At 56.1% G+C, this 20,745-nt stretch carries 19 protein-coding genes; 12 read left to right on the top strand and 7 right to left on the bottom strand.

Annotation, left to right across the window (positions count from 1 at the left end; translation table 11 throughout):
- Nucleotides 1-198 precede the first annotated feature (198 nt).
- The gene (locus OXE05_01155) at nucleotides 199-621 is read left to right on the top strand and encodes a VOC family protein (protein ID MCY4435924.1); all 423 of its coding nucleotides are present in this window, start codon (nucleotides 199-201) and stop codon (nucleotides 619-621) included.
- 295 nt (nucleotides 622-916) lie between these two features.
- Entirely contained in the window at nucleotides 917-3,073 is a 2,157-nt protein-coding gene (locus OXE05_01150; protein MCY4435923.1) for a DUF6067 family protein, read from the top strand.
- Nucleotides 3,074-3,210: 137 nt separating this feature from the next.
- Here the strand turns inward: OXE05_01150 and tpiA are convergent, their stop codons facing one another.
- Nucleotides 3,211-3,990 carry a triose-phosphate isomerase gene (tpiA, locus tag OXE05_01145; protein MCY4435922.1) on the bottom strand — a complete coding sequence of 260 codons (780 nt, stop codon included), beginning with the start codon at nucleotides 3,988-3,990 and terminating at the stop codon, nucleotides 3,211-3,213.
- Between the two features lie 277 nt (nucleotides 3,991-4,267).
- Here tpiA and OXE05_01140 point away from each other — a divergent pair, with 277 nt between their 5' ends.
- The 7 genes from OXE05_01140 to metK all read left to right on the top strand — a co-directional run bounded on the left by OXE05_01140 (nucleotide 4,268) and on the right by metK (nucleotide 11,157).
- On the top strand, nucleotides 4,268-5,455 hold the full coding sequence (locus tag OXE05_01140) for a cysteine desulfurase family protein (protein ID MCY4435921.1): 1,188 nt from the start codon (nucleotides 4,268-4,270) through the stop codon (nucleotides 5,453-5,455).
- An 81-nt stretch (nucleotides 5,456-5,536) separates the two neighbouring features.
- Complete coding sequence (locus OXE05_01135) at nucleotides 5,537-5,842, top strand: hypothetical protein (GenBank protein ID MCY4435920.1); 306 nt, start codon at nucleotides 5,537-5,539, stop codon at nucleotides 5,840-5,842.
- A 67-nt stretch (nucleotides 5,843-5,909) separates the two neighbouring features.
- Nucleotides 5,910-6,248, top strand: coding sequence for a YtxH domain-containing protein (locus OXE05_01130; GenBank protein ID MCY4435919.1), 339 nt, complete (start codon nucleotides 5,910-5,912; stop codon nucleotides 6,246-6,248).
- A gap of 480 nt (nucleotides 6,249-6,728) precedes the next feature.
- Nucleotides 6,729-7,595 (top strand): S-methyl-5'-thioadenosine phosphorylase, encoded by an 867-nt coding sequence (gene mtnP / locus OXE05_01125; GenBank protein MCY4435918.1) that lies wholly within the window; start codon nucleotides 6,729-6,731, stop codon nucleotides 7,593-7,595.
- 105 nt (nucleotides 7,596-7,700) lie between these two features.
- Complete coding sequence (locus OXE05_01120) at nucleotides 7,701-8,606, top strand: PfkB family carbohydrate kinase (GenBank protein ID MCY4435917.1); 906 nt, start codon at nucleotides 7,701-7,703, stop codon at nucleotides 8,604-8,606.
- A 25-nt stretch (nucleotides 8,607-8,631) separates the two neighbouring features.
- Nucleotides 8,632-9,903, top strand: coding sequence for an adenosylhomocysteinase (gene ahcY / locus OXE05_01115; protein ID MCY4435916.1), 1,272 nt, complete (start codon nucleotides 8,632-8,634; stop codon nucleotides 9,901-9,903).
- A 72-nt stretch (nucleotides 9,904-9,975) separates the two neighbouring features.
- Nucleotides 9,976-11,157, top strand: coding sequence for a methionine adenosyltransferase (gene metK, locus OXE05_01110; GenBank protein ID MCY4435915.1), 1,182 nt, complete (start codon nucleotides 9,976-9,978; stop codon nucleotides 11,155-11,157).
- Between the two features lie 78 nt (nucleotides 11,158-11,235).
- Here the strand turns inward: metK and OXE05_01105 are convergent, their stop codons facing one another.
- From OXE05_01105 to OXE05_01080, 6 genes are all read right to left on the bottom strand, one after another.
- Nucleotides 11,236-11,871 carry a CDP-alcohol phosphatidyltransferase family protein gene (locus OXE05_01105; GenBank protein MCY4435914.1) on the bottom strand — a complete coding sequence of 212 codons (636 nt, stop codon included), beginning with the start codon at nucleotides 11,869-11,871 and terminating at the stop codon, nucleotides 11,236-11,238.
- A gap of 22 nt (nucleotides 11,872-11,893) precedes the next feature.
- Nucleotides 11,894-13,075 (bottom strand): glycosyltransferase family 4 protein, encoded by a 1,182-nt coding sequence (locus tag OXE05_01100; protein MCY4435913.1) that lies wholly within the window; start codon nucleotides 13,073-13,075, stop codon nucleotides 11,894-11,896.
- An 8-nt stretch (nucleotides 13,076-13,083) separates the two neighbouring features.
- The gene (locus OXE05_01095; GenBank protein ID MCY4435912.1) at nucleotides 13,084-13,821 is read right to left on the bottom strand and encodes a CehA/McbA family metallohydrolase; all 738 of its coding nucleotides are present in this window, start codon (nucleotides 13,819-13,821) and stop codon (nucleotides 13,084-13,086) included.
- A gap of 17 nt (nucleotides 13,822-13,838) precedes the next feature.
- Entirely contained in the window at nucleotides 13,839-14,750 is a 912-nt protein-coding gene (locus OXE05_01090) for a lysophospholipid acyltransferase family protein (protein MCY4435911.1), read from the bottom strand.
- A gap of 15 nt (nucleotides 14,751-14,765) precedes the next feature.
- Nucleotides 14,766-15,884 carry an inositol-3-phosphate synthase gene (locus OXE05_01085; GenBank protein ID MCY4435910.1) on the bottom strand — a complete coding sequence of 373 codons (1,119 nt, stop codon included), beginning with the start codon at nucleotides 15,882-15,884 and terminating at the stop codon, nucleotides 14,766-14,768.
- A 106-nt stretch (nucleotides 15,885-15,990) separates the two neighbouring features.
- Complete coding sequence (locus OXE05_01080; protein ID MCY4435909.1) at nucleotides 15,991-16,317, bottom strand: metalloregulator ArsR/SmtB family transcription factor; 327 nt, start codon at nucleotides 16,315-16,317, stop codon at nucleotides 15,991-15,993.
- Nucleotides 16,318-16,523: 206 nt separating this feature from the next.
- Between OXE05_01080 and OXE05_01075 the strand changes: the two genes are divergently transcribed.
- Genes OXE05_01075 through OXE05_01065 form a run of 3 tightly spaced genes read left to right on the top strand, consistent with a single transcriptional unit; the run spans nucleotide 16,524 to nucleotide 20,700 of the window.
- Nucleotides 16,524-17,717 carry an IscS subfamily cysteine desulfurase gene (locus tag OXE05_01075; GenBank protein ID MCY4435908.1) on the top strand — a complete coding sequence of 398 codons (1,194 nt, stop codon included), beginning with the start codon at nucleotides 16,524-16,526 and terminating at the stop codon, nucleotides 17,715-17,717.
- Nucleotides 17,714-18,889 (top strand): DNA phosphorothioation system sulfurtransferase DndC, encoded by a 1,176-nt coding sequence (gene dndC, locus OXE05_01070; protein ID MCY4435907.1) that lies wholly within the window; start codon nucleotides 17,714-17,716, stop codon nucleotides 18,887-18,889. The genes OXE05_01075 and dndC overlap by 4 nt, the downstream gene beginning before the upstream one ends.
- Nucleotides 18,886-20,700, top strand: coding sequence for a DUF262 domain-containing protein (locus OXE05_01065; protein MCY4435906.1), 1,815 nt, complete (start codon nucleotides 18,886-18,888; stop codon nucleotides 20,698-20,700). Before dndC ends, OXE05_01065 begins: the two co-directional genes overlap by 4 nt.
- The last annotated feature ends 45 nt before the right edge of the window (nucleotides 20,701-20,745 follow it).

Here is a 20,745-nt window from a genome sequence, read left to right as displayed (position 1 = left end):
GCATGGTGTCCATGCGCGTTGGCGGCAGCTTCAGGGGTCGCTCCCAACCACGGCAGCCACATTTGCGGTAGACTGAATCTTAGGGGCAGAATGCACGATTGGCCAACCTGTGAAACGCAGCGTTGCCCCCACCCAGCCGTTCGCAGCCCATACAGGCGGACGCTTTGCAGTCGCAGAATCAGTGGATTGGAGGACTTCATGCCACTAAATGTGTATCTGACATTCGAAGACAAATGCCGCGAAGCCTTCGACTTCTACCTATCAGTGTTTGGTGGCGAGTATCTGATCGTTCAGACTTTCGCCGACGGTCCGGGTGACATGGGAGTACCCGAGTCTGATGGGGACAGGATCATGCATGCCACGGTGTCGCTCGGCGATAGTATCCTAATGGGCAGTGACACTCCTTCGAACTATTCCCAGGCGCTCACTCCGGGCAACAATTTCTCACTCTCTTATACGCCCGCAAGCAGAGAAGAAGCTGACGAGATATTTGCCAAACTCTCCGAGGGCGGGAACGTAAACATGCCGCTGGCAGAAATGTTTTGGGGCGCTTACTTTGGGTCATGCACCGACAGGTTCGGCATCCATTGGCAGTTGAATTACGAACTCTCCACAGAGTAGCATTGATTTCTGCCGCAGTCCTCACCAGCCTCTGCCAGGGGGACTGGACGCTAGCCAAAACGAACACATGAGGATGCAGGAGCGAGACTCAGCACAGTCTGTAGTTCCCACCGGCAAGCAATCGCTAGACCCAATGTGTCCCAGCATTTTAGGGATTGACAGCTAGCCAAGGCCGGGGTGCCGTGCGATCTGTGCAAATTCACAGTTGGCTGGTGGACCGCAGTGCTAAGGCTGCTTAGGTCTGCCCTGGGTACAGTCTGAATCATCGAGGATTCAGCTAGAAGGGAGGCGCGCAATGAGAAGACCTTCTCCTATTCTTGGGCGACGCGCGATACTCGCTAGCGGCGTCGCCCTCGGCTTGGCCGCGTGCGGCGGGCCGCCCCGTGGACGCGACCCACTCGATTCTGTCCATCAGGGCTTGGCCGCCGCACCGCTGCCACCCCCTTGGAAACCCATCGTCGTGCGGGGCACGGCGGTCGAGGTTGCCGGCCATCGCTACCGGTTTGACGCCGGTCCGCTCCCGACCAGTCTCGAAGTGAACGGCGCCGAGCTGCTCTTCGATGCGATGAAGTTGGATATCCGCGTGCAAGACGAGCTGCTTGTCTGGCAGCGGGCACGCACCATCTCTGTCGACGCGGCGCAGGTTGAACTGCTGGCGCGTGGCAACGCCAGTGATCTCATAGCCCAGGCGCGGGTTACAATCAGCTACGACGGTCTGTATCGGGTTCGCGTCAGCCTGATACCCCAAGGGATTGTCACCATAGACTCCATCCTGCTCGACGTACCTATTCTCCGCACCGAGACAACTCACTACGCCCATCACCTGCTGGGAGTCGACTCTACCTCCTATACCTGGACGGAATTCCTGGGAGAACCGCAGGATGTGTGGGGCGGCGGCCGCGTTCCTGATAACGGCTGGTCGGGAGATATTACCCCGTTCTTTTGGGTAGGCAATCCTGAGCGAGGCATTGTCTGGTCTACCGACCTGATCGCCATTGGAGAAATCCAACAGCAGACGTTTCCCCAACTGCAGTTACGGCCGGTAGAAGGGGCCATGCGCCTCCTCGTGGAACTCACCACCGACCCGCTGGACATGCCGAACACGGTGCATCTCGATTTCGGCCTGCAGCCGACCCCGGTAAGACCGCCGGAAAGCCCAAAGAGCGCCGTGAAGCCGGTACGCGTGGAATGGTGGCCGGAAGATAACCGCATAATAGCGCAGTATCCCATGCGTACAACTGGCGATACGCGCAAGACTCTCGAGTCGCTGCGGGACCAAGGCGCACAGGCTATCATTCTGGACGAGGGCTGGTCGGACGTTCCGGGATTCCCGCACTTCGCTAGCGCAGAGAATGAGCGCAGGTTTCGCGACCTGGTGGACCTGGCCCACGACGCCGGACTCAAGGTGATCCCCACGATTTCGGCTGATTCTCTTTCAATCAAAGCCCCCGGAGCGGCAGAAGTAATAGCAGATATGCCGCTGCCACTTAATCCGACTGTAATCGTTGTGACGCAAGCGCCAAGCGATCAGGTTCCGGCACTGTTCCACACAGAGGCTACGGCTGCGTTCTTCGAACAGGCCTTGCGCGCATTTGCCGAGAAGTTTCCGATTGACGGTGTGAACGTGCGTATCGGAGAACCGACGGCGCGACTGCTGCTTCAGAACGAACGCCGGCCAGGGGCCGGAGCCGCCTTAGACACTTATGGCCGGCGCGACCTCTTGCGACGCCTCTACGCGCTCTTCCACGGCGGCCTGCGAGAGAGAGATGAAGATGGCATCGTGATTGCGCAGACGTCTATGCCCTGGAACATGATTCACGGCTTTGCCGACCTGATCGTGACGGGAACCCACCTTTACCGAGCTATTGCCTTTCGTCGCGTCAGCGGCGAGGCGCTGGCCGAACGCTGGCAACCCGAAGAAATTCCCTTTCTCTACGGCGACGTGACCCATAGGGTACCAACGCTTTTCCAAGTTCCTGCGTCCGATACGCGCTTCCGAGGCACTGTTGAGAGCTACACGCGCGAAGAATTGACGACCGACCAGGAGTTATTCGGCCTGGCTGCAGTGCACAATACGTCGCTTTGGCCGGAGGAACTCACACCTACCGCTTCCTTTGAAAACCTTGCTCGCTTGGAGCAACTGCGGTCAAGCCTTGGCTTTGGCGATGCAGCATGGCACCCGTATTGGGAACGCCAACAGCAGCTTATCGTCCAGCCGACCAGTACGTACTTCGGTTACTGGCAAAGCGCTTCCGGGGCAATCCTGCTGCTCGTGCTCAATGGGGCTGACGACGAGCAGGACATCCTGATAGAGATGCCGTCTGCCACGTCCGGGAGCGTGTCAAGGCTCTCCGTAGAGGAAGTGTGGAGCGGTGGGCCCGTACGTACGAGGGACAACCTGATTATCACGACGCTAGGACGTTCACAACTGGCAGCCCTGCATGTCCAGTGAGGCTAACAGGCATAGAGCCAATCAAGAGTCGTGGACGAATTACCATGCGGCAAGACTTTAGCTAAGAAAACGGACTTCGCATGCCATAGCAGGAAACTGACGCCGCGCCTGCTGCCTTCGGTCATCCCGACCCCAATTTACGTCCCGGCACGTGCCACTGATGCGTCGCGCGTCTGGGCGGAGAGTGCGACGAAGTCCTCGGCATTCAGGCTCGCGCCGCCAACCAGGCCGCCATCCACGTCCGGCTGGGCAATGATTTCGGGCCATACGCTAGGATTGATGCTGCCGCCATAGAGGATTCGAATGTCCTCCGCGGTGGAAGCTTCGAATTCACGCCCAACCACAGCGCGCACGAGACCAATTGTCGCATTGGCCTCCTCCGGCGCCGCGGCGCGGCCGGTGCCAATGGCCCATATCGGCTCATAGGCCAGAATGACTGACGCGGCTTGCTGTGACGACAACCCTGAGAGCGCTCGTGTGGTTTGGCGGTCGAGTACTTCCTGTGTCATGCCTGCTTGGTTCTCGGCATCAGTCTCCCCAACACAAACAATGGGGGTCAAGCCGTGGGCGATTGCCGCGATAACCTTCCGGTTCACCATCGCGTCAGTCTCGCCAAAGTGACTGCGCCGCTCGGAATGGCCGAGGATGACGTGCGAACAAAGATTCTGCACCATCTGCGGGGAAACCTCGCCCGTAAAGGCCCCGGCGGCCTCCCAATGCATGTTCTGCGCACCAATTGCAACCAAAGAGTTCTGCAGGGCATCTCGTACGGCGGCAAGGGCCACAAACGGCGGACAGACAATTATGTCCACTTCATCCCGCAAGCCACATCCATCCTTCAGGTCTTTTGCCAACGCGACGGCTTCCCCGAGAGTCTTGTTCATCTTCCAGTTTCCGGCGATGACGAATCTCCGCATGGCAATTCCTTTACCTCGCTACGTTTGAGAGGGACGGGGCTGCGACTCTCGTCTTCCGCAGTGCTTCTGGAGTAACAAGAGTGCCCGGCTCACGCACACTTCAGGTCCGCACTTCATGGTATAGTATGAGCATATTACACCGAAGCGCTCTGATTGCGCTGCAGGTGTGCCCGCATCATCGCAAGGTATCCTTCCCCTCAGCATAGTTATCGCTTCACCGCGCAGCCTGATCTCCGCTCTTAACTTAGGACGTCCAAGCGCCGACTACGTGAAAGCAATGCCACAGCGCCGGATTTATCTGGATTACGCCGCCACTACTCCGCTTGACCCACGGGTAGTGGCAGCAATGCTACCGTATCTCACCGACTCGTATGGCAATCCTTCCAGTCTGCACGCGACCGGACGGCGCGCCCGCCAGGCCATAGAGGACGCCCGGGAGCAACTTGCTGCCACTCTCGCATGTCAACCTACGGAGATAATCTTCACAAGCGGCGGCACAGAGAGCGACAATAGCGCGGTTCTGGGCATTGCCCGCGCACAGCGGACAGCCGGCCGGGGCAACCACGTCGTCACCAGCCAAATCGAGCATCACGCCGTGCTCCACGCGTGCGCACAGCTAGAAGTAGAAGGCTTCCGCGTAACCTACGTACCGGTTGACGAGCATGGGACGGTAGACCCGCTGGCAGTGGAAGCCGCGCTGCGCGACGACACGGCGCTCGTCTCGGTCATGGCAGTGAACAACGAGATCGGCGTCATCGAGCCCCTAGCGGAGATCGCGTCAATTTGCCGGGCACGGAACATCCCTGTGCATTCGGACGCAATCCAGGCATTCGGCTATTTGCCCGTGAGTGTTGCGGATTGGGGCGTTGACGCGCTTTCACTCACCGCCCACAAGTGCTATGGGCCAAAGGGTATTGGGTTGCTTGTATTGCGCCACGGCCTGCCGTTTCAGCCGTTGCTGGCCGGCGGCGGTCAAGAACGCGAGCAACGGCCCGGCACTGAGAACGTCGCCGCAATTGTGGGCATGGCGAAAGCGCTCCAACTCGCCCAGGACGAGCGCGCAGATCGCGTTATCCACGCCCAAGCGCTGCGAGATCGATTAGAGAAAGGGGTCGAGGCTCACATGCCGTGGATACAGAAGAATGGACACTCCACCAGGCGGGTTGCCGGTATAGCGAACATCTCGTTTCCCGGCATATCAAACGAGATTCTCCTCCTGCGTATGGATCTGGCTGGGATAGACGTCTCAAACGGCGCAGCGTGCACGTCCGGTACTGTCGAACCGTCACACGTGCTGCGTGCATTGGGAAAACCGGACGACTTGGCAAACAGCGCGCTCCGTTTCAGCATAGGCAAAGACACCACGTGCGCGGACATCGACGATACCTTAGAAGTCTTGGAAAGCACCATTCACGCCTTGCGCGCAGAGACGGCAGCGTCTGTGCAGGGCAGCAGCTTGTCTTGAGAGGACAGGCGCCTCACTCAGCGACAATTCACGCCAGCGTCTCTTCTCTTGCGGCGTTTGCAATTACCCACTTACGCTACGATGAACTTTCTTGACCTAGAGGTCTTTTCGCACACACTCGGCGACTACTTAGCCCTCGTGCCGCCGGTAATAGTCCTTGGCATCCTATTGGGAAGCTTGGAAGCGGCTGCCTACCATGTCTTCTTTGGCCGGGGCGACCGCACGACATTCTGGTACTTAGGAATCGGACTCGCGGGGTTCTGGCTCGGTCACGTCGCAGCCGAGTACATTGGCGCCATCTTTCCACCGGTGGGTCTACTCCACGCTGGGGAAGCTTCGGCGGCGTGTGTTACGTTGCTCTACATTGCGGATTACGTGCGCAGTTGATACAATTTTAATAGAGAACAATGGCTATGAGACTCTAATCAGTATAGTTTAGTGCAGGAAGGCTAGTATGCCCAAGAATACGGGAAGCTTCATATTCGGACTGACATTCGGCGCGCTTTGCGGGGTAGTCATGGCACTGCTCTTGACCCCCCAGAGTGGCGAGGAAACGCGCGAACTCCTTGGCAAGAAGACTGATGACTTTAGGAAGGGCGCGGAAGACGCAGTCGAGCGTGCGCGTGAGAGTACCGCCGGCATCGTGGATCGTGGCCGCAGCTTTGCGGAAGACGCGCAGACTCGTCTCCACGCCATTCACGGCACTGAGCAGCCCGCGCCTGAGCAGGAAACCGCACCGGAGCCACAGCCCACACCCGAGCAGCAGCCGGAACGCGTGCAGCCCCAGGTCTAGGCGGGTTTTGTCTCGCACCAATTCGACACTCGTCACTGGGCTTCGTTCACACACTCTTTTGCCTACGATGAGGAATGGGTTGGAGCTTGGCCTGACCCTCCTAAGGGTATCTGTTCGGTAACAGGCGCCCCGCGCGGCGAAAAACGGCGGCAGTCAACAGATCGTAGACTGAATACAAGCATTGCTTACCCGAGCTTAAGGCAGTGCAGTCAGCAAGGATAAGCGGGGAGAGAACGTTCTCTTTAGAAGAAACATCGCCGAGCCTTCCCGTGTCTTCATGGGAAGGCATTTCGTTTAAGCTGAAACTCAAAACCAAGTCATAGCGGCGATTGCCACTGCAACACGGGTACTGGCGCTCCCTATCGGTCCTGTGCAGGTCGGCTCGGTAATTGCTGCCAGCTGCGAGCAGGCAAGGGGGCGAGAGCACACCTAGGCAAGATTGCCAGGTGTACCGAAAGAGAGAATTCAAGCCAAATGGGGATGCAGGCCGCTGCGAGAGTGGGCGTCATCGGGGGTACGGGATTTGCAGACATCGAGGGACTGCAAGACCGCCGGGACGTACACATAGCAACACCCTTTGGGCCGCCAAGCGATGCATTCACCCTGGGCACGTTGGACGGCATCCCTCTTGCATTTCTCCCCCGGCACGGCCGGGGCCACGGAGTCCAGCCCAGTGATCTCAATGCCCGAGCGAACGTCTACGGTTTCAAGCGCCTCGGGGTCGAGTATCTCATTTCCATCTCCGCCTGCGGCTCACTGCGCGAAGACCTGGCTCCCCAGCACATTCTCGTACCGGACCAGCTCTACGACCATACGAAGCGGCGTGTTAGCACCTTTTTTGGCGACGGCATCGTCGCCCATGTCGGCTTTGCGCAACCGTTCTGTCCGGTGCTTAGAAGCGTGCTCTATCAGACCGGCGAAACGGCCGGCATAGCAATGCACGGTAAAGGCACATACATCTGCATTGAGGGTCCACAATTCTCCACAAAGGCCGAATCGGAAGTCTACCGCGGTTGGGGCATGGATGTAATTGGCATGACTGCGGTGCCGGAAGCCAAGTTAGCGCGGGAGGCGGAAATCTGCTACGGCACGCTCGCGTGTGTCACGGATTATGACGTGTGGCACGATACAGCGGGCGAGGTTACCGTTGACATGGTAGTTGAGAATCTGCAGCAGAACGTGGATCATGCCAAGGAGATTGTCCGGCGTGCCTTGACGACACTCCCGGACGTGCGCGGCGGTTGTCCCTGCCCTGAGGCGCTTGCCAATGCCATCATCACGTCGCCGGACAGCATTCCGGCAGCGCAACGGGCCGCGCTAGACCTGATTGTCGGTAAATACATATAGACCGGAGAAAGATAGGCGCATGCTTGTAGGAGCCAAAGGCATCACCTCTGTACATGCGCTGCGGTCCCATCTTCAAAGCTGGAGTATCCTGGCAGCAAAATGAGCATGCTGATTGTAGGCACTGTCGCCACCGATGATATCGCGACGCCTTTTGCGTCAGTAGAAGGCGTACTTGGCGGCTCTGCCGTCTATGCCGCCACTGCCGGAAGCCTCTACGTCCCCGTGCAGATTGTCGGCGTGATCGGCGCCGACTTCCCTGACACGTATATGGATTTTCTCAATGAGCGACAATTCGATCTGAAGGGTCTCGAAGTGCAGGCAGGCAAGACCTTTCACTGGGCGGGTAAGTACCATTACGACATGAATACGCGGGATACGCTGGCCACCGATCTCAACGTGCTTGCGACGTTCAATCCGACGTTGCCAACTGCTTACCGCGATACGCCGTTTGTTTTCTTGGCAAATGTCGATCCAACCATTCAGCTAGACACGCTCAATCAGATGAATCGGCCCTCCTTGACGATTCTGGATACCATGAACTATTGGATCGAGACCCAGCGTGACATGCTGACCACGGTCATGAGTCGCTCTGATCTCGTCATGATCAATGATGAAGAATTGCGCCAATATACAGGCGAACACAGTCTCCTGCGGGCAGCGCGTGACGTGCTGGCGCTGGGACCACGCGCGCTCATTGTGAAGAAAGGCGAGCACGGCGCTGCACTGGTTACCAAAGACGGGTACTACTATGCTCCCGGCTACCCCTTGGAAGACGTAAGAGATCCAACCGGAGCGGGCGACTCCTTTGCCGGTGGATTTCTCGGCTACATCGCCCAGCAAGGAGAGGTCACAGGGCGGGAGTTGCACCGTGCGCTCATTCACGGGAGCGTGGTAGCCTCATATACCGTGGAGGACTTTAGTGTTAATCGGTTGAAAGAGATAACACCCGAGGACATTCAGCAACGATACCGGGAATTCGCTTCGTTTACTCATTTCGAAAGCCTAGACTGACAGCATACTAAGAAGGAGATTATGTATGGCAACTGCTGCAATAGGAAGTGATGTGAAGGATAGGGACCTCGCCACCAAGGGAAAAATGCGCATCGAGTGGGCCGACCGCATGATGCCGGTGCTGCAGCTCATCCGCGATCGCTTTGCCAGTGAGAAGCCGCTGGACGGCGTGCGGATTGCCGCGTGCCTGCACGTGACCAGCGAGACCGCAAATCTCATGCGCACGCTCAAAGAAGGCGGCGCCGATGCCGTGCTCTGTGCGTCAAATCCACTCTCAACGCAAGATGACGTCGCCGCATCACTGGTCGAGGACTTTGGGATTCCGGTATACGCCATTAAAGGCGAGGACGAACAGACCTATTACCGGCACATCGCCACAGCCCTGGACCATGAACCGCACATTACGATGGATGATGGGTGCGACTTGGTTACCGTAGCCCACAAAGAGCGTCCCGAACTCCTCGACAACATGCTCGGCGGCACCGAAGAGACAACGACCGGCGTCGTTCGCCTACGCAGCATGGAGGAGAACAAGGTATTGCGTTATCCGATCGTTGCCGTGAATGAGGCCAATACCAAGCACCTCTTCGACAACCGCTACGGTACCGGCCAAAGTAGCTTGGACGGCATTCTCCGCTTGACCAATGTCTTGCTCGCCGGGCACACCATCGTGGTGTGCGGCTATGGCTGGTGCGGGCGCGGAATCGCCGCACGCGCGAAGGGCGCGGGTGCCAACGTGATCGTTACCGAGATCAACCCCCTAAATGCGCTTGAGGCCGCCATGGACGGCTATCAAGTCATGCCCTTGCTCGATGCGGCATCGAGGGGAGACCTGTTCATCACGGTTACCGGCAACGCTCATGTGATCGACAGAGAGCACTTTGCCGTCATGAAGGACGGGGCAATCGTGGCCAACGCGGGCCACTTCAACGTGGAGATCAACATTCCGGCCCTACGCGAGCTTGCCACTTCTACATCAATAGTTCGGGAGCAGGTAGAGGAATTCGTGGTGGCCAACGGCAACCGGATTTCGCTGCTTAGCGACGGCCGCCTCGTCAATCTATCGGGTGCTGAAGGGCATCCCGCCAGTGTGATGGATATGAGCTTCGCCAATCAGGCATTGAGCGCGGAGTATGTGGCCAAGAACCATGCGCAGCTCGAGGATCGTGTCTATACTGTACCTACGGAGATTGATGCCGGTGTCGCGCGCCTCAAGCTCGATGCCATGAATCTTTCAATTGACGTGCTAACTCCGGAACAAGAGAAATACCTATCTTCTTGGGAAGAAGGAACATAAAAGCCACGCCGGCGCCTCCGTACGGCGCTACAGCGAACCATCAGGTATGTGAGGATGAGTAAGGAGACTAGAATGAGTTTGGGCATTGGCTCATCAGCCAAAGTACTATTCACATCTGAGTCAGTGACGGAAGGTCATCCTGACAAGATGTGCGATGCGATCTCGGACGCGGTGCTGGATGCATTCATCGAACAGTACCCCGAAGCGCGGGTCGCGTGCGAAACGGCTACAACAGCGGGGTTGATTGTGGTTCTCGGCGAAATAACGGCCAAGGCCAACGTAAATATTGCCGAGGTAGCCCGCGCCGTTGCCGGAGAGATCGGCTACACGTCGGAAGATTTTGGCTTAGACAACGAGACGTGTGAAGTGATTGTGTCCGTAAGAGAACAGTCATCCGACATTGCGCTAGGGGTGGACAAAGCTGGCGCCGGGGACCAGGGTATGATGATTGGCTATGCCTGCAATGAAACGCCGGAGCTCATGCCCGCGCCTATCATGTGGGCTCATAATCTCGTCCGCAAACTCACAGCGCTCCGCAAAGACGGGGCGCTTTCGTATCTCCGCCCCGACGGCAAGTCGCAAGTCACTGTCGAGTACAGTTATGGCAAGCCGGTTCGCATAGACACTGTCGTGCTATCCGCGCAACACCATCCGGATGTCGACCAGGAGACAATCCGCCGTGACCTCATCGAACACTGCGCCCGCGCCGTAATTCCTGCCAAGTGGCTGGATGACGATACGCGATTCTTAATCAACCCAACCGGAAGATTCGTCACCGGCGGGCCGCTGGGTGATGCGGGTTTGACCGGTCGCAAGATCATCGTTGATACGTACGGGGGGATGGCCCGCCACGGCGGCGGCGCGTTTTCCGGCAAAGACCCCACCAAAGTGGACCGCTCCGCCGCCTACGCTACGCGCTACGTGGCAAAGAACATTGTCGCGGCGGGGCTGGCCGATCGCTGTGAGATTCAAATCGCCTACGCCATTGGTACAGCGAATCCCGTTTCCATTATGGTAGACACCTTTGGGACGGGAAGAGTGGCTGATGACGAACTCGTCGCCATCATTCGCGATCACTTCGATCTTCGCCCGGCGGCAATCATCCGCGATCTGGATCTGCGGCAACCCATCTATCGCCAAACGGCAGCATACGGACACTTTGGGCGCCCTGACATCGACGTGCCGTGGGAACGAATTGACAAAGCGGAGCTGCTTCGCAACGCGGCCGGTAATCTCTCAGGCGCCACCACATAGCCCGCCGCTGCTGCGCCGGTCCGAAGTGCGCCTTTGCAACGTGGTGAGCAAGGCGCCTGTGGTGCCCGGCCATTTCCTTTAGCGGGACTGGTACCAGACATGGAAGACGCGCTGTACGGTCGTGAGCAACGTGAGTACCGCCAGCATCCATATGACGATCTCTAGCACAATACCTAGAGAGTCCGGGAACAACAACGCCAAGCCGAGCGCGATAACGCGTTCCGGACGCTGAAACCATCCTACGGTGCAGGAGAGTCCTAACCCCTCCGCGCGAGCGCGCGTGTAGCTCACCATCTGGGACCCTACAAGCATGAGCACGACGCCTAGCACAGTCTGGTCGTCTTGCCGGGCGAGAAAGTACCCGATCAACCCCAGGCAAATCGCAGCTTCAGACAGCCTGTCCAGGGTCGAGTCAAAGAATGCCCCGAAAGTGGTGCCCCGGTCACTCACCCGCGCCAGCGCGCCATCCAACATATCGAATGCACTGGCAACCAGCACGAGAAACGCGGCCCAGGGCCACATTCCCTGCCAGACCGCCGCAGCCGCCACGAGGCTAAGTACAAAGCCAAGTGTCGTGATTGTATTTGGCTGAATACCAATACGTGCGAGTGGGCGAACCAGCGCCTCCATGGCATTCTGCGCCCATGCACGGACGCCTGGATGAATCATGATATCCACCGCTCCCTTGACGCGCGCCGTACCCTCGTTTGGCATCTGCAGTCCAGGATCACCGTGCTCATTCCTTCCTCCGCCGTTCTACTCTTGCCCAGTCAAAGCGGCGGCTGCGCGGCCTTGCGCTGGCGATGGTCTCTTCATAGAACGCAACCAACTGAGTCGCGATCTTCTCCCAAGAATAGCCTTGCGCCGCGAGTAATCCCCTGGCGCCAGTCTCGTCGCGAAGCGATTCATGGCCAAGGAAGCGCATGAGCGCCCGAGCCAATGCTGCTTCATCTTGCGGGGGAACCAGCTCGCCGGCTCCTGTGCCATCCAGCACTCCACGATACCCTTCAATGCTGGACGCCACGACCGGCTTGCCGGCAGCCATGGCCTCGAGCAAAACGATGCCCTGGCTTTCGCCGCCGGTAGACGGCGCGCAAAACACATGGCATGACTTGTAGTAACGTACCTTCTCTTCTCTACTTACAAACCCGATGAAAAGCACATTCGACAAGCCAAGCTGAGTAACTCTCTTCTCATACTCGCCGCGCTGTTCCTCTGTGAACGCACCCACAACAATAAGGCGAACGTCATAGGTGCCGCTCTCCTGCACAATTCGCAGTGCCTGCAAAAGGTATGTCAATCCTTTGCGCTTCTCCAGCCGTCCGACAAACAGTATGTTGAGCATACCGTCATCTAGATTGGGAAAAGGAGGCAACGCGCTTTGGAAGAGCTGCATGTCGATGCCATTGGGAATGATGCGGTACCTGGCGGGGAAATAGCGTTCAATCAACTCGCGGGCCGCATCAGATACGGCAACCCGTCCCTGCAATCGATTGAAGTACCGCTTCAACAATGGTTTGCCGTAAAGATACGCGAAGTGGGAGCGCCGGTAAGTATGGAATGTCCCGACGTTTACTGTCCGGGAGTGACGGAGCACCGTGATAGGCAACGCCGGTGCGAGCGGCTCGTGCAGGTGCACCACGTCGAACCGCTCATTGGCGAGAATTTCCTTCACCTGACGCGAGAGCGTGAGCGAGAGCGAAATGCGCGCCACTGAGGCATTCGTCGGAACCCTGACGATCGTCTTCCCAACCCGGTAAAGGTTATCGTAGGGCAATTCTTCTTCAGGCTGGGATGAAGGCGCAAGTATGCGGACCTCATGCCCCATACCTTGAAACTGCCCATTGAGGTGACTGATGTGCTCGGTCACACCACCGGGATATGCATAGTCGTATGGTGAAACGAGGGCAATCTTCATGCTCCGCCTCACTTTCCGGGAACGAGCGTCTGTCCCAGCCAATCCGCATACCGTTGCATTTTGCGCCGAAAGTAGAGCATAGATTCATCTAGATCAAAGTACCCGCCGCATGCCACCGTCGTCTTGTGTTTGATTGCTTCCCGCACGTCATTGGCTGTCTTGCCGGGAAAGACGGTGTGCGCCTTGCCGATCCCCTCCAAAATGTGCGCGTCACTGCCGCCAACCTGAGGCAGGTCAAGTCTTTGCTGGATCTCTAGCGCCTTTTCGTAGCTCATCTTGCCCGCCGGGCTCGCGTTCATGACTTCAATAGCGTCGAACCAGTACCCTTTTCTCGCCAAGCGTTTGAAAGTGTACTGCCGAAAGCTTAGGGTCAACCAAGACATCGGGTGAGGAACAATCACCAATCCGCCCTGCTCTCGTATGGCATCGATGGTCCACTCAGCACTGCGCAAGACCGGAAACGCCGTCTCTACCCACAGACCTATGAGGTGGCCGTCGAAGGTGGATACCTCGATACCTGGGATCACCTCCACACCCGGAAATTGGTCGGCAAGCGCCTCCGCCTCAAGTGCGCCGTCAATTTCATCGTGGTCCGTGACCGCAAGAACCGCTATATCTGTCTCGGCACTCACATATTCCAGCATCTCATAGGGCGTGAACGTGCCGTCACTCGCCTTCGTGTGGATGTGCAAGTCCGCCTTGCTGGCAAGGGTCGGGTCTAACGATTCTTCTGGAGACGGTCGCATTCGCATACCCCTCCTACCTATGCCTGTCCCGTGCCGGGGGCCTCGGCGCAAAGAGGTCGGGCCCACATAGGACGAAACATGTACCACTGCTCCGGACACGAGCGAATCATCTCTTCCAACAATCCCGCAAGTTGCTGCATGGTGGCTTGAATGTCGCTCTTCTCATCGTCACTGGGAACGGCGTAAATGGGCGGGTAGACGGTGACAGCCAAGCCATTTCCCTCACTGCGCCGGCACTGACACATCACGAGCGGAGCTCCGGTGCGCAATGCCAGCGCGGCCGGGCCGGCGGGAAGAAACGCCTGACTCCCAAAAAATGTAACAGGAACGCCGCGGCCGCCCATCGGCCGATCAAACAGCAGTCCTACCACACGATTGGCTTGTAGTTGCCGCAACATGGCGCGCAGCCCGCTCTCCACCGGCACCGTATCGATACCTAAACGCTCACGCACTCTGCGCACGATCCAATCAATCGTCCCACTACCAAACTGGTCCACCGGAATCAGAACCGGAAATCGTTGTGCAAGCATTGCGCCGCCTAAGTCCCAGAGCCCAAAGTGACCGGAGAGAAAAATCACGCCCTTGCCTGCCTTCAGGGCCTCAGTGAGATATTCTTCCCCTTGAAACTCGCGCACCCGCTGCTCCAAGCGCTCTGGGGTCATCCGCATCCAGCTCAGAAAGTCGGCTAAGTACCAGCCGTAGTTCTCCATAGACTTCATGGCCACTCGCCGCGTATCCGGATGCAGCAACGGCTTTCCCAACACATGGGACATATTGGCCATTGCGTTTTCGCGACCAGTCCGCCAAACACGAAAGACCGCCCGGGCCAGCAGACTCGCCATGCGATACTTGATAGATTGCGGCAAAGCGCCGTCAAGTGTGGCGCCCGTTACTAACAAGAGCCGTCCTGTCAGGCCACTCATCGTCATGACACGAACTCTCAGCTATGACTGTTGCTCCCCGCCCTGGAGGACGTAGCCCGCATCATCACCGGTTCCGGCAATGAATTCCTCGAGCATTTCCCGCGCCCGCTCATCAGTAATCTGCTGTGGGGGCGACTTCATGAGATAGGCCGACGCCGCGACCAATGTGCCGCTGAGACTGCGGTCGAGCCCGATTTTGGCCAGGCGCACGGCATCGATGACCACACCCGCCGAATTCGGTGAGTCCCACACCTCCAGCTTGATCTCTGCCCGCAGTGGGACGTCGCCAAAGGCCTTACCGTTCATATGAATGTATGCCCACTTGCGGTCCTGCAGAAACGGCACGTGGTCGCTGGGACCAATGTAAACGTTGCCTTCGCCGGGATCGTAATCCAACAGCGAGGTTACCGCGTTCGTCTTGGATTCCTTCTTGGAGCTCAAACGAGAGCGCTCCAACATGTTGAGAAAGTCGGTATTGCCTCCGACGTTGAGCTGGCTCGTCTCCTCCAAGCGTACACCGCGGTCCCGGAAGAGCCGCGCCAAGGTGCGATGGACAATCGTTGCCCCAACCTGGGACTTGATGTCATCGCCAACAATTGGGACCCCTGCTTCATGGAAGCGCCGCTGCCAGTAGGGCTCACGGCCGATAAAGACCGGAATGCAGTTCACGAAAGCGCAACCGGCGCGCAATACCTGCTCCACGTACCACTTCGTCGCTTCTTCGCTGCCTACCGGCAGATAACTTACGAGGACATCCGTGCCGGTGTCTTTCAAAATGCTCACAATATCGTCCGTGGACCCGGGCGCTTTGTGCACGACCTCGCTGAGATACTGACCGATACCATCGTGGGTCATGCCGCGATGGACCGACACGCCGAGCGGCTCTACCTCCGAAAACTTGATCGTGTTATTCGGTGGCTGCCAGATCGCCTCGCCAAGCTCCTTGCCAACCTTGTTTTCGTCAACGTCAAAGGCGGCGGAAAACTCAATGTCGCTCACGTGATAATCACCCAGCCGCACGTGCATGAGACCGGGAACGAAATCCGTGTCCGCTGCGTTTCGGTAATATTGGACCCCTTGAATCAGAGACGACGCGCAGTTTCCCACGCCGACTATCGCCACCCGTACCTTACTACTCACCGGTACTTCTCTCCCTAAGTTTGTTGCAATTCTTCCTGTCGACTCTTGTGTGTGCAATCTCCACGGCGCACACACCCATGTCCTCCGCTAGGTTTCGTCGCTCTAGCTAAGACGAACTCGCAGTCTGCTCAGCGAGCGCCGCCTCCGTATCCTGTTCGGTTGCCAACAGATCGTCTAGTCCCTGGGAGACCTGCTGGAATCCGGTCCGGTTCAGCGCGTAGTGCACCTGTCGCCCGTCCTTCCGCGCATCCACCAGGTTGGCACGGCGCAAAATGCTCAAGTGCCACGAAAGCAAGGGCTGGCTAAGCCGTATTTGCACCCGCAATTCGGTCACCGTCATGCTCTCTTCAGCGGCCAGGAGATGAAGAATCTCCAAGCGAGAACGACTGGCAAGCGCGCGAAGTTGCCTGCTGAGGTCTCGAACCGGTTGCATTACTACTCCTCGTCAAACATGCGACCATCACACAAATAATATATCAATTATCGTTGAAGTGATTTTTCTTTATATTATCTTCTTCTCATGCTTACGTCAATTGAATCTAACGTTGACCGTGTGTGACCTGCGTTGATAGACTGGACTTGCACAAAGTCTGCGGTAATTCAATCAGTCTCTTCGCCTAAGCGAATAGAAGGTAATCATTGCAGAGAGCCATTTACCTGGACTATGCGGCAACTACTCCCGTCGATCCCCAAGTTGCGGAAACTATGATGGGTTTCTTGGGAACTGACGGGATATTTGGCAATCCAGCTTCACGTACACACCGCTTTGGTTGGGAAGCCGAAAAGGCGGTTGAAAACGCCCGCCAGGAATTGGCGGGTCTAATCAATGCCGAACCAGATGAAGTCATCTGGGCATCGGGAGCCACAGAATCGGACAACTTGGCAATCAAAGGTGTGGCCAATGCTTACGCTGACCGTGGGCGGCATATAGTTACTTCGACAATTGAGCATAAAGCTGTACTCGACTCATGTCGTTATTTGGAGGGCCAAGGGTATGATGTCACGTACCTAAAGCCGAGCATTGATGGGGTCATTAGTCCTGACCAAGTAAGTGCAGCCCTACGGTCTGATACGATCTTAGTCTCTCTGATGCACGTCAACAATGAGCTTGGAACTGTAACTGACATACAGGCCATTGCGGAAATCACTCGTGAACGCAAGATCCCCTTCCATGTTGACGCCGCACAGAGTGCGGCACGCCTGACGCTAGACATGCAAAGTATCCAGGCTGATCTCTTATCCCTGAGTGGTCACAAAATGTACGGTCCTAAAGGTATCGGGGCGTTGTATGTTAGGCGCAATCCACGGACACGGCTGGAGGCCCAGATACATGGCGGAGGACACGAACGCGGCATGCGATCGGGAACTCTACCAACCCATCAGATTGTAGGTATGGGTGAGGCAGCCCGCCTTGTGAGAGAGCAGTTCGAGAGTGATCTCAGCAGAATATGTCTCTTGTCGAAGCGACTCATGGGTCGTCTTAGCCTGATAGAGCAACTCTCAGTCAACGGAAAACGCAGACATTGTGTGCCAGGTATTATAAATGTGACAATTGCATCCGTTGAAAGTGAGTCGCTGATCATGATGCTCAAAGGTAATATAGCCATATCTACTGGGTCTGCGTGTACTTCGGCAAGTGTAAAGCCCTCTCACGTCCTGATGGCGCTTGGAGTGGATGAAGAAGCCGCACACAGTTCTCTTCGTCTCAGTCTCGGTAGGTTTACCACTGTTGAAGAGATAGACTATGCGGCTGAACAGATCACGGGCGCCGTAGACGAATTGCGCAGTATTTCTCCCACTTGGATTGAACATCGCAACAGGATAGAAGCATGAGTACTGCATACAGTGACAGTGGTGGGCCGGCTCCTCACAGTATCACCGACCAGCTCGCCTCCGTGCGCGAAGTAATTCAGACTGAGTATCGCAAGAACCACTCCGATCCTTGGATCGTCGCTTATTCTGGGGGCAAAGACTCGACTTTGCTGATGCAGTTGGTTTGGGAGATGCTCTTATCGCTTGATCCGGAAGAGCGCCATCGCATGGTCTATGTCGTAGCCAACGACACGCTGGTCGAATCTCCCCTTGTCATCGAGCATTTGAAGAATAGCATCGATGTCATTCGCCGAGCGGCAGAGGGGATGGGATTGCCTATTGCCACACAAATCACCAAACCCTATGTAGACCAAACTTTTTGGGTCAATGTTATAGGACGCGGTTATATTCCGCCGACGCGCAACTTTCGCTGGTGCACGGACAGGATGAAAATACAGCCCACAAATCGCCTAATTGAGGAGCTTGTTGCCCGGCACAAGCGCGCAATCTTGCTTGTGGGAACACGTCGTAGCGAGTCGCAGACCCGCCGCCGCAACATGCAGAAGCATCGCGTGAGGGCCAATGAGATGAATCCGCACAGTTCGATCAAAGGGTGTCGTATGTTTGCGCCGCTTGCGGACTTACAAGACGACGACGTGTGGATGATTCTGATGCAGAGAAAGCCGCCTTGGGGCGGTTCCCATCGTAACCTAATAACACTGTATCGCAATGCTGGTGGCGGGGAGTGTCCGCTTGTATTGACCAAAGAGGATGCGCCATCATGCGGTACAACCTCGCCCCGCTTTGGCTGCTGGACTTGCACTGTCGTTACGAAAGATAGGAGCATGCGCGGGACAATAGACTCTGGCCATCCTGAGCGCGACAAATTGGAAGAATTATTCAATTTCCGAGAGTGGCTAATTGAACTTCGCGAAGACGATGCAAACCGTTTACCAGTGCGCCGTGACGGACGTACAAAGACCCGTGTTGACGGGTCCCGAGTTTTTGGGCCGTTTCGGCTTGAAGTTCGTCGGAGGATTTTAGTTCGATTACAGGAAATTGAAGCACAGTTTGGAGAAGAGCTGATTTCCCAGTCTGAGATTGAATTCATCGAGGATATTTGGTGGCGCGATAGAACCAGAGAAGAAGGGCGTCTTGCCCTAATTGAACAGCTCAATATGGAAACAGTATGAATTCTCCGAGTTCTACGCCAACAGTCGTCAAAGTCGAGTCTTCAGTGCTCTCCCTGCTCTTTCACAAGGGCAGGTTTCAAGTCCCCTGGCACCAGAGGTACTACGACTGGAAGAGAGAGCACGTAAGTGAATTGCTAATGGACCTTGAAGAAGCGTTTAGAGAACAGCGTGATTGTTACTTTCTTGGTGCCGTAATGCTGGTAGAAAGGTCCGATGGTCTTTGGGAGATCAACGACGGTCAGCAACGAATGGTTACTTACTCTCTTATCTGCGCCAAGTTAGCACGCACATTTGGTGACAATGGCGATCCGTTACGTGAAGCATTGGCACTCAGGGTTCTCTTTGATTTGAATGAGAACCATACCCAAAACCTCACTGCTGGGGATAGTCTTGTTCCGAGGCTCACACCACCGCGAAATGACAAAAACCGATACTATCAGTTGATTCGCGGTAGAGACATTAGTCCAAATGGAAATCTCACGGACGCATGGGGTGAGATAAACACATATCTAGCGTCTATGGATACCGAGAAAGCCAAGGATTTCTTTGACTTCGTGCTCAGAAAACTAGAGGTCGCGTGTCTATACGTACCAAGAAAGCTCGACCCAAGCTCAGTTTTTGAAACGCTCAATGCCAGAGGTAAGCCACTGAGCCAACTTGACCTCATTCGCAATCACTTCTATTCCTTCTTTAGTGGTCAGGATACAAACCCGCGCAGGGAAACAGTTCATGACAGCCTGGAAAGTGTACGAAGTCAACTCTCTGCAGACTCGAAATCGGCTGAATATTTTCGTTGCTTCCTTCAGTGCAAATACGGCTTCTTGAGGAAGGACCGTTTCTACCGTGAGATGAAAGCAAAGATTAAGGCCGACTGCGGCAGCAAGAGTGCGCAAAGTTTGAGCAACTATGTGTTTGACTTAGTAGAGAACCTTTCTCGAAAGGACAAAGTTGAGCTATTTCGCACAATCTCGGCGCCTAGCGAGAATGACTCTTTAATCGAAAGCTTCACCAAAGACTCCAGGAAGAATAGGTCTTCGAGGCTAAAGAAGAGAGAGTCTCCTCGAGAGTTATTTGCATTGCTTTGTGATCTCAAGAGATATACAGTCACGCAGCCGATTGTATACGCATTGCTACTTAAATACGTGCGGGAGGCTGATGGAAGAAAGAAGCCCTCTGTTGCGCGCCAAGTACACGAAAGATTGCATGTGCTGACCTCGTTTGTGATGCGCACAGCATTTGTGGCAAAGAAGTTCGAATCATCGCACTTTGAAAGTGCGTTCTCGGCCTTAGCGAAACAGATTTTGGACGGAGATCCTTTGAATTCCGTTCCATTTAACTCAGCGCTTGAGGAAAGCGATGAGCAGAGCATCTTCGATGATACGGTGTTTATCGAGAGGATGAAGCAAACTGTCACACGCCAGCCCGCATATGCAAAGCGCCTGTTACTCGGACTTGCATACTATCAGCAGCCGGACAGTGTGGTGATCAACGAGCGGCGATACACGGTGGAGCACATTCTACCTAAATCAGATTCCTATATTTCAGGATGGCCAAAATTCGATCTAAGCGACCACGCAGACTATGTTGACAGGATTGGTAACCTCACTCTACTAGCGAATGCAGAAAACAGTCCCAGGCCAAATGATAATCGCAGCTTTTCTCGCAAGAAGGACATCTATAAGAGTAGTGCTATTCTGATGTCACGGGAGATTTCCCAAGTTAACGACTGGTCTCCTGCGGAGATTGAAAGGCGGCAAGACCGATTGGCCAAGCTCGCCTCTGAAGTTTGGCGTCTACCTAATGTACAATGAAGATGCATAGGAGAACAGTTTCCCACTGGTCATATAGCGCTATTC

This window comes from Chloroflexota bacterium (assembly GCA_026710945.1).
Classification (GTDB): domain Bacteria; phylum Chloroflexota; class UBA11872; order VXOZ01; family VXOZ01; genus VXOZ01.
This window is presented reverse-complemented; position numbering and strand designations above follow the sequence as displayed.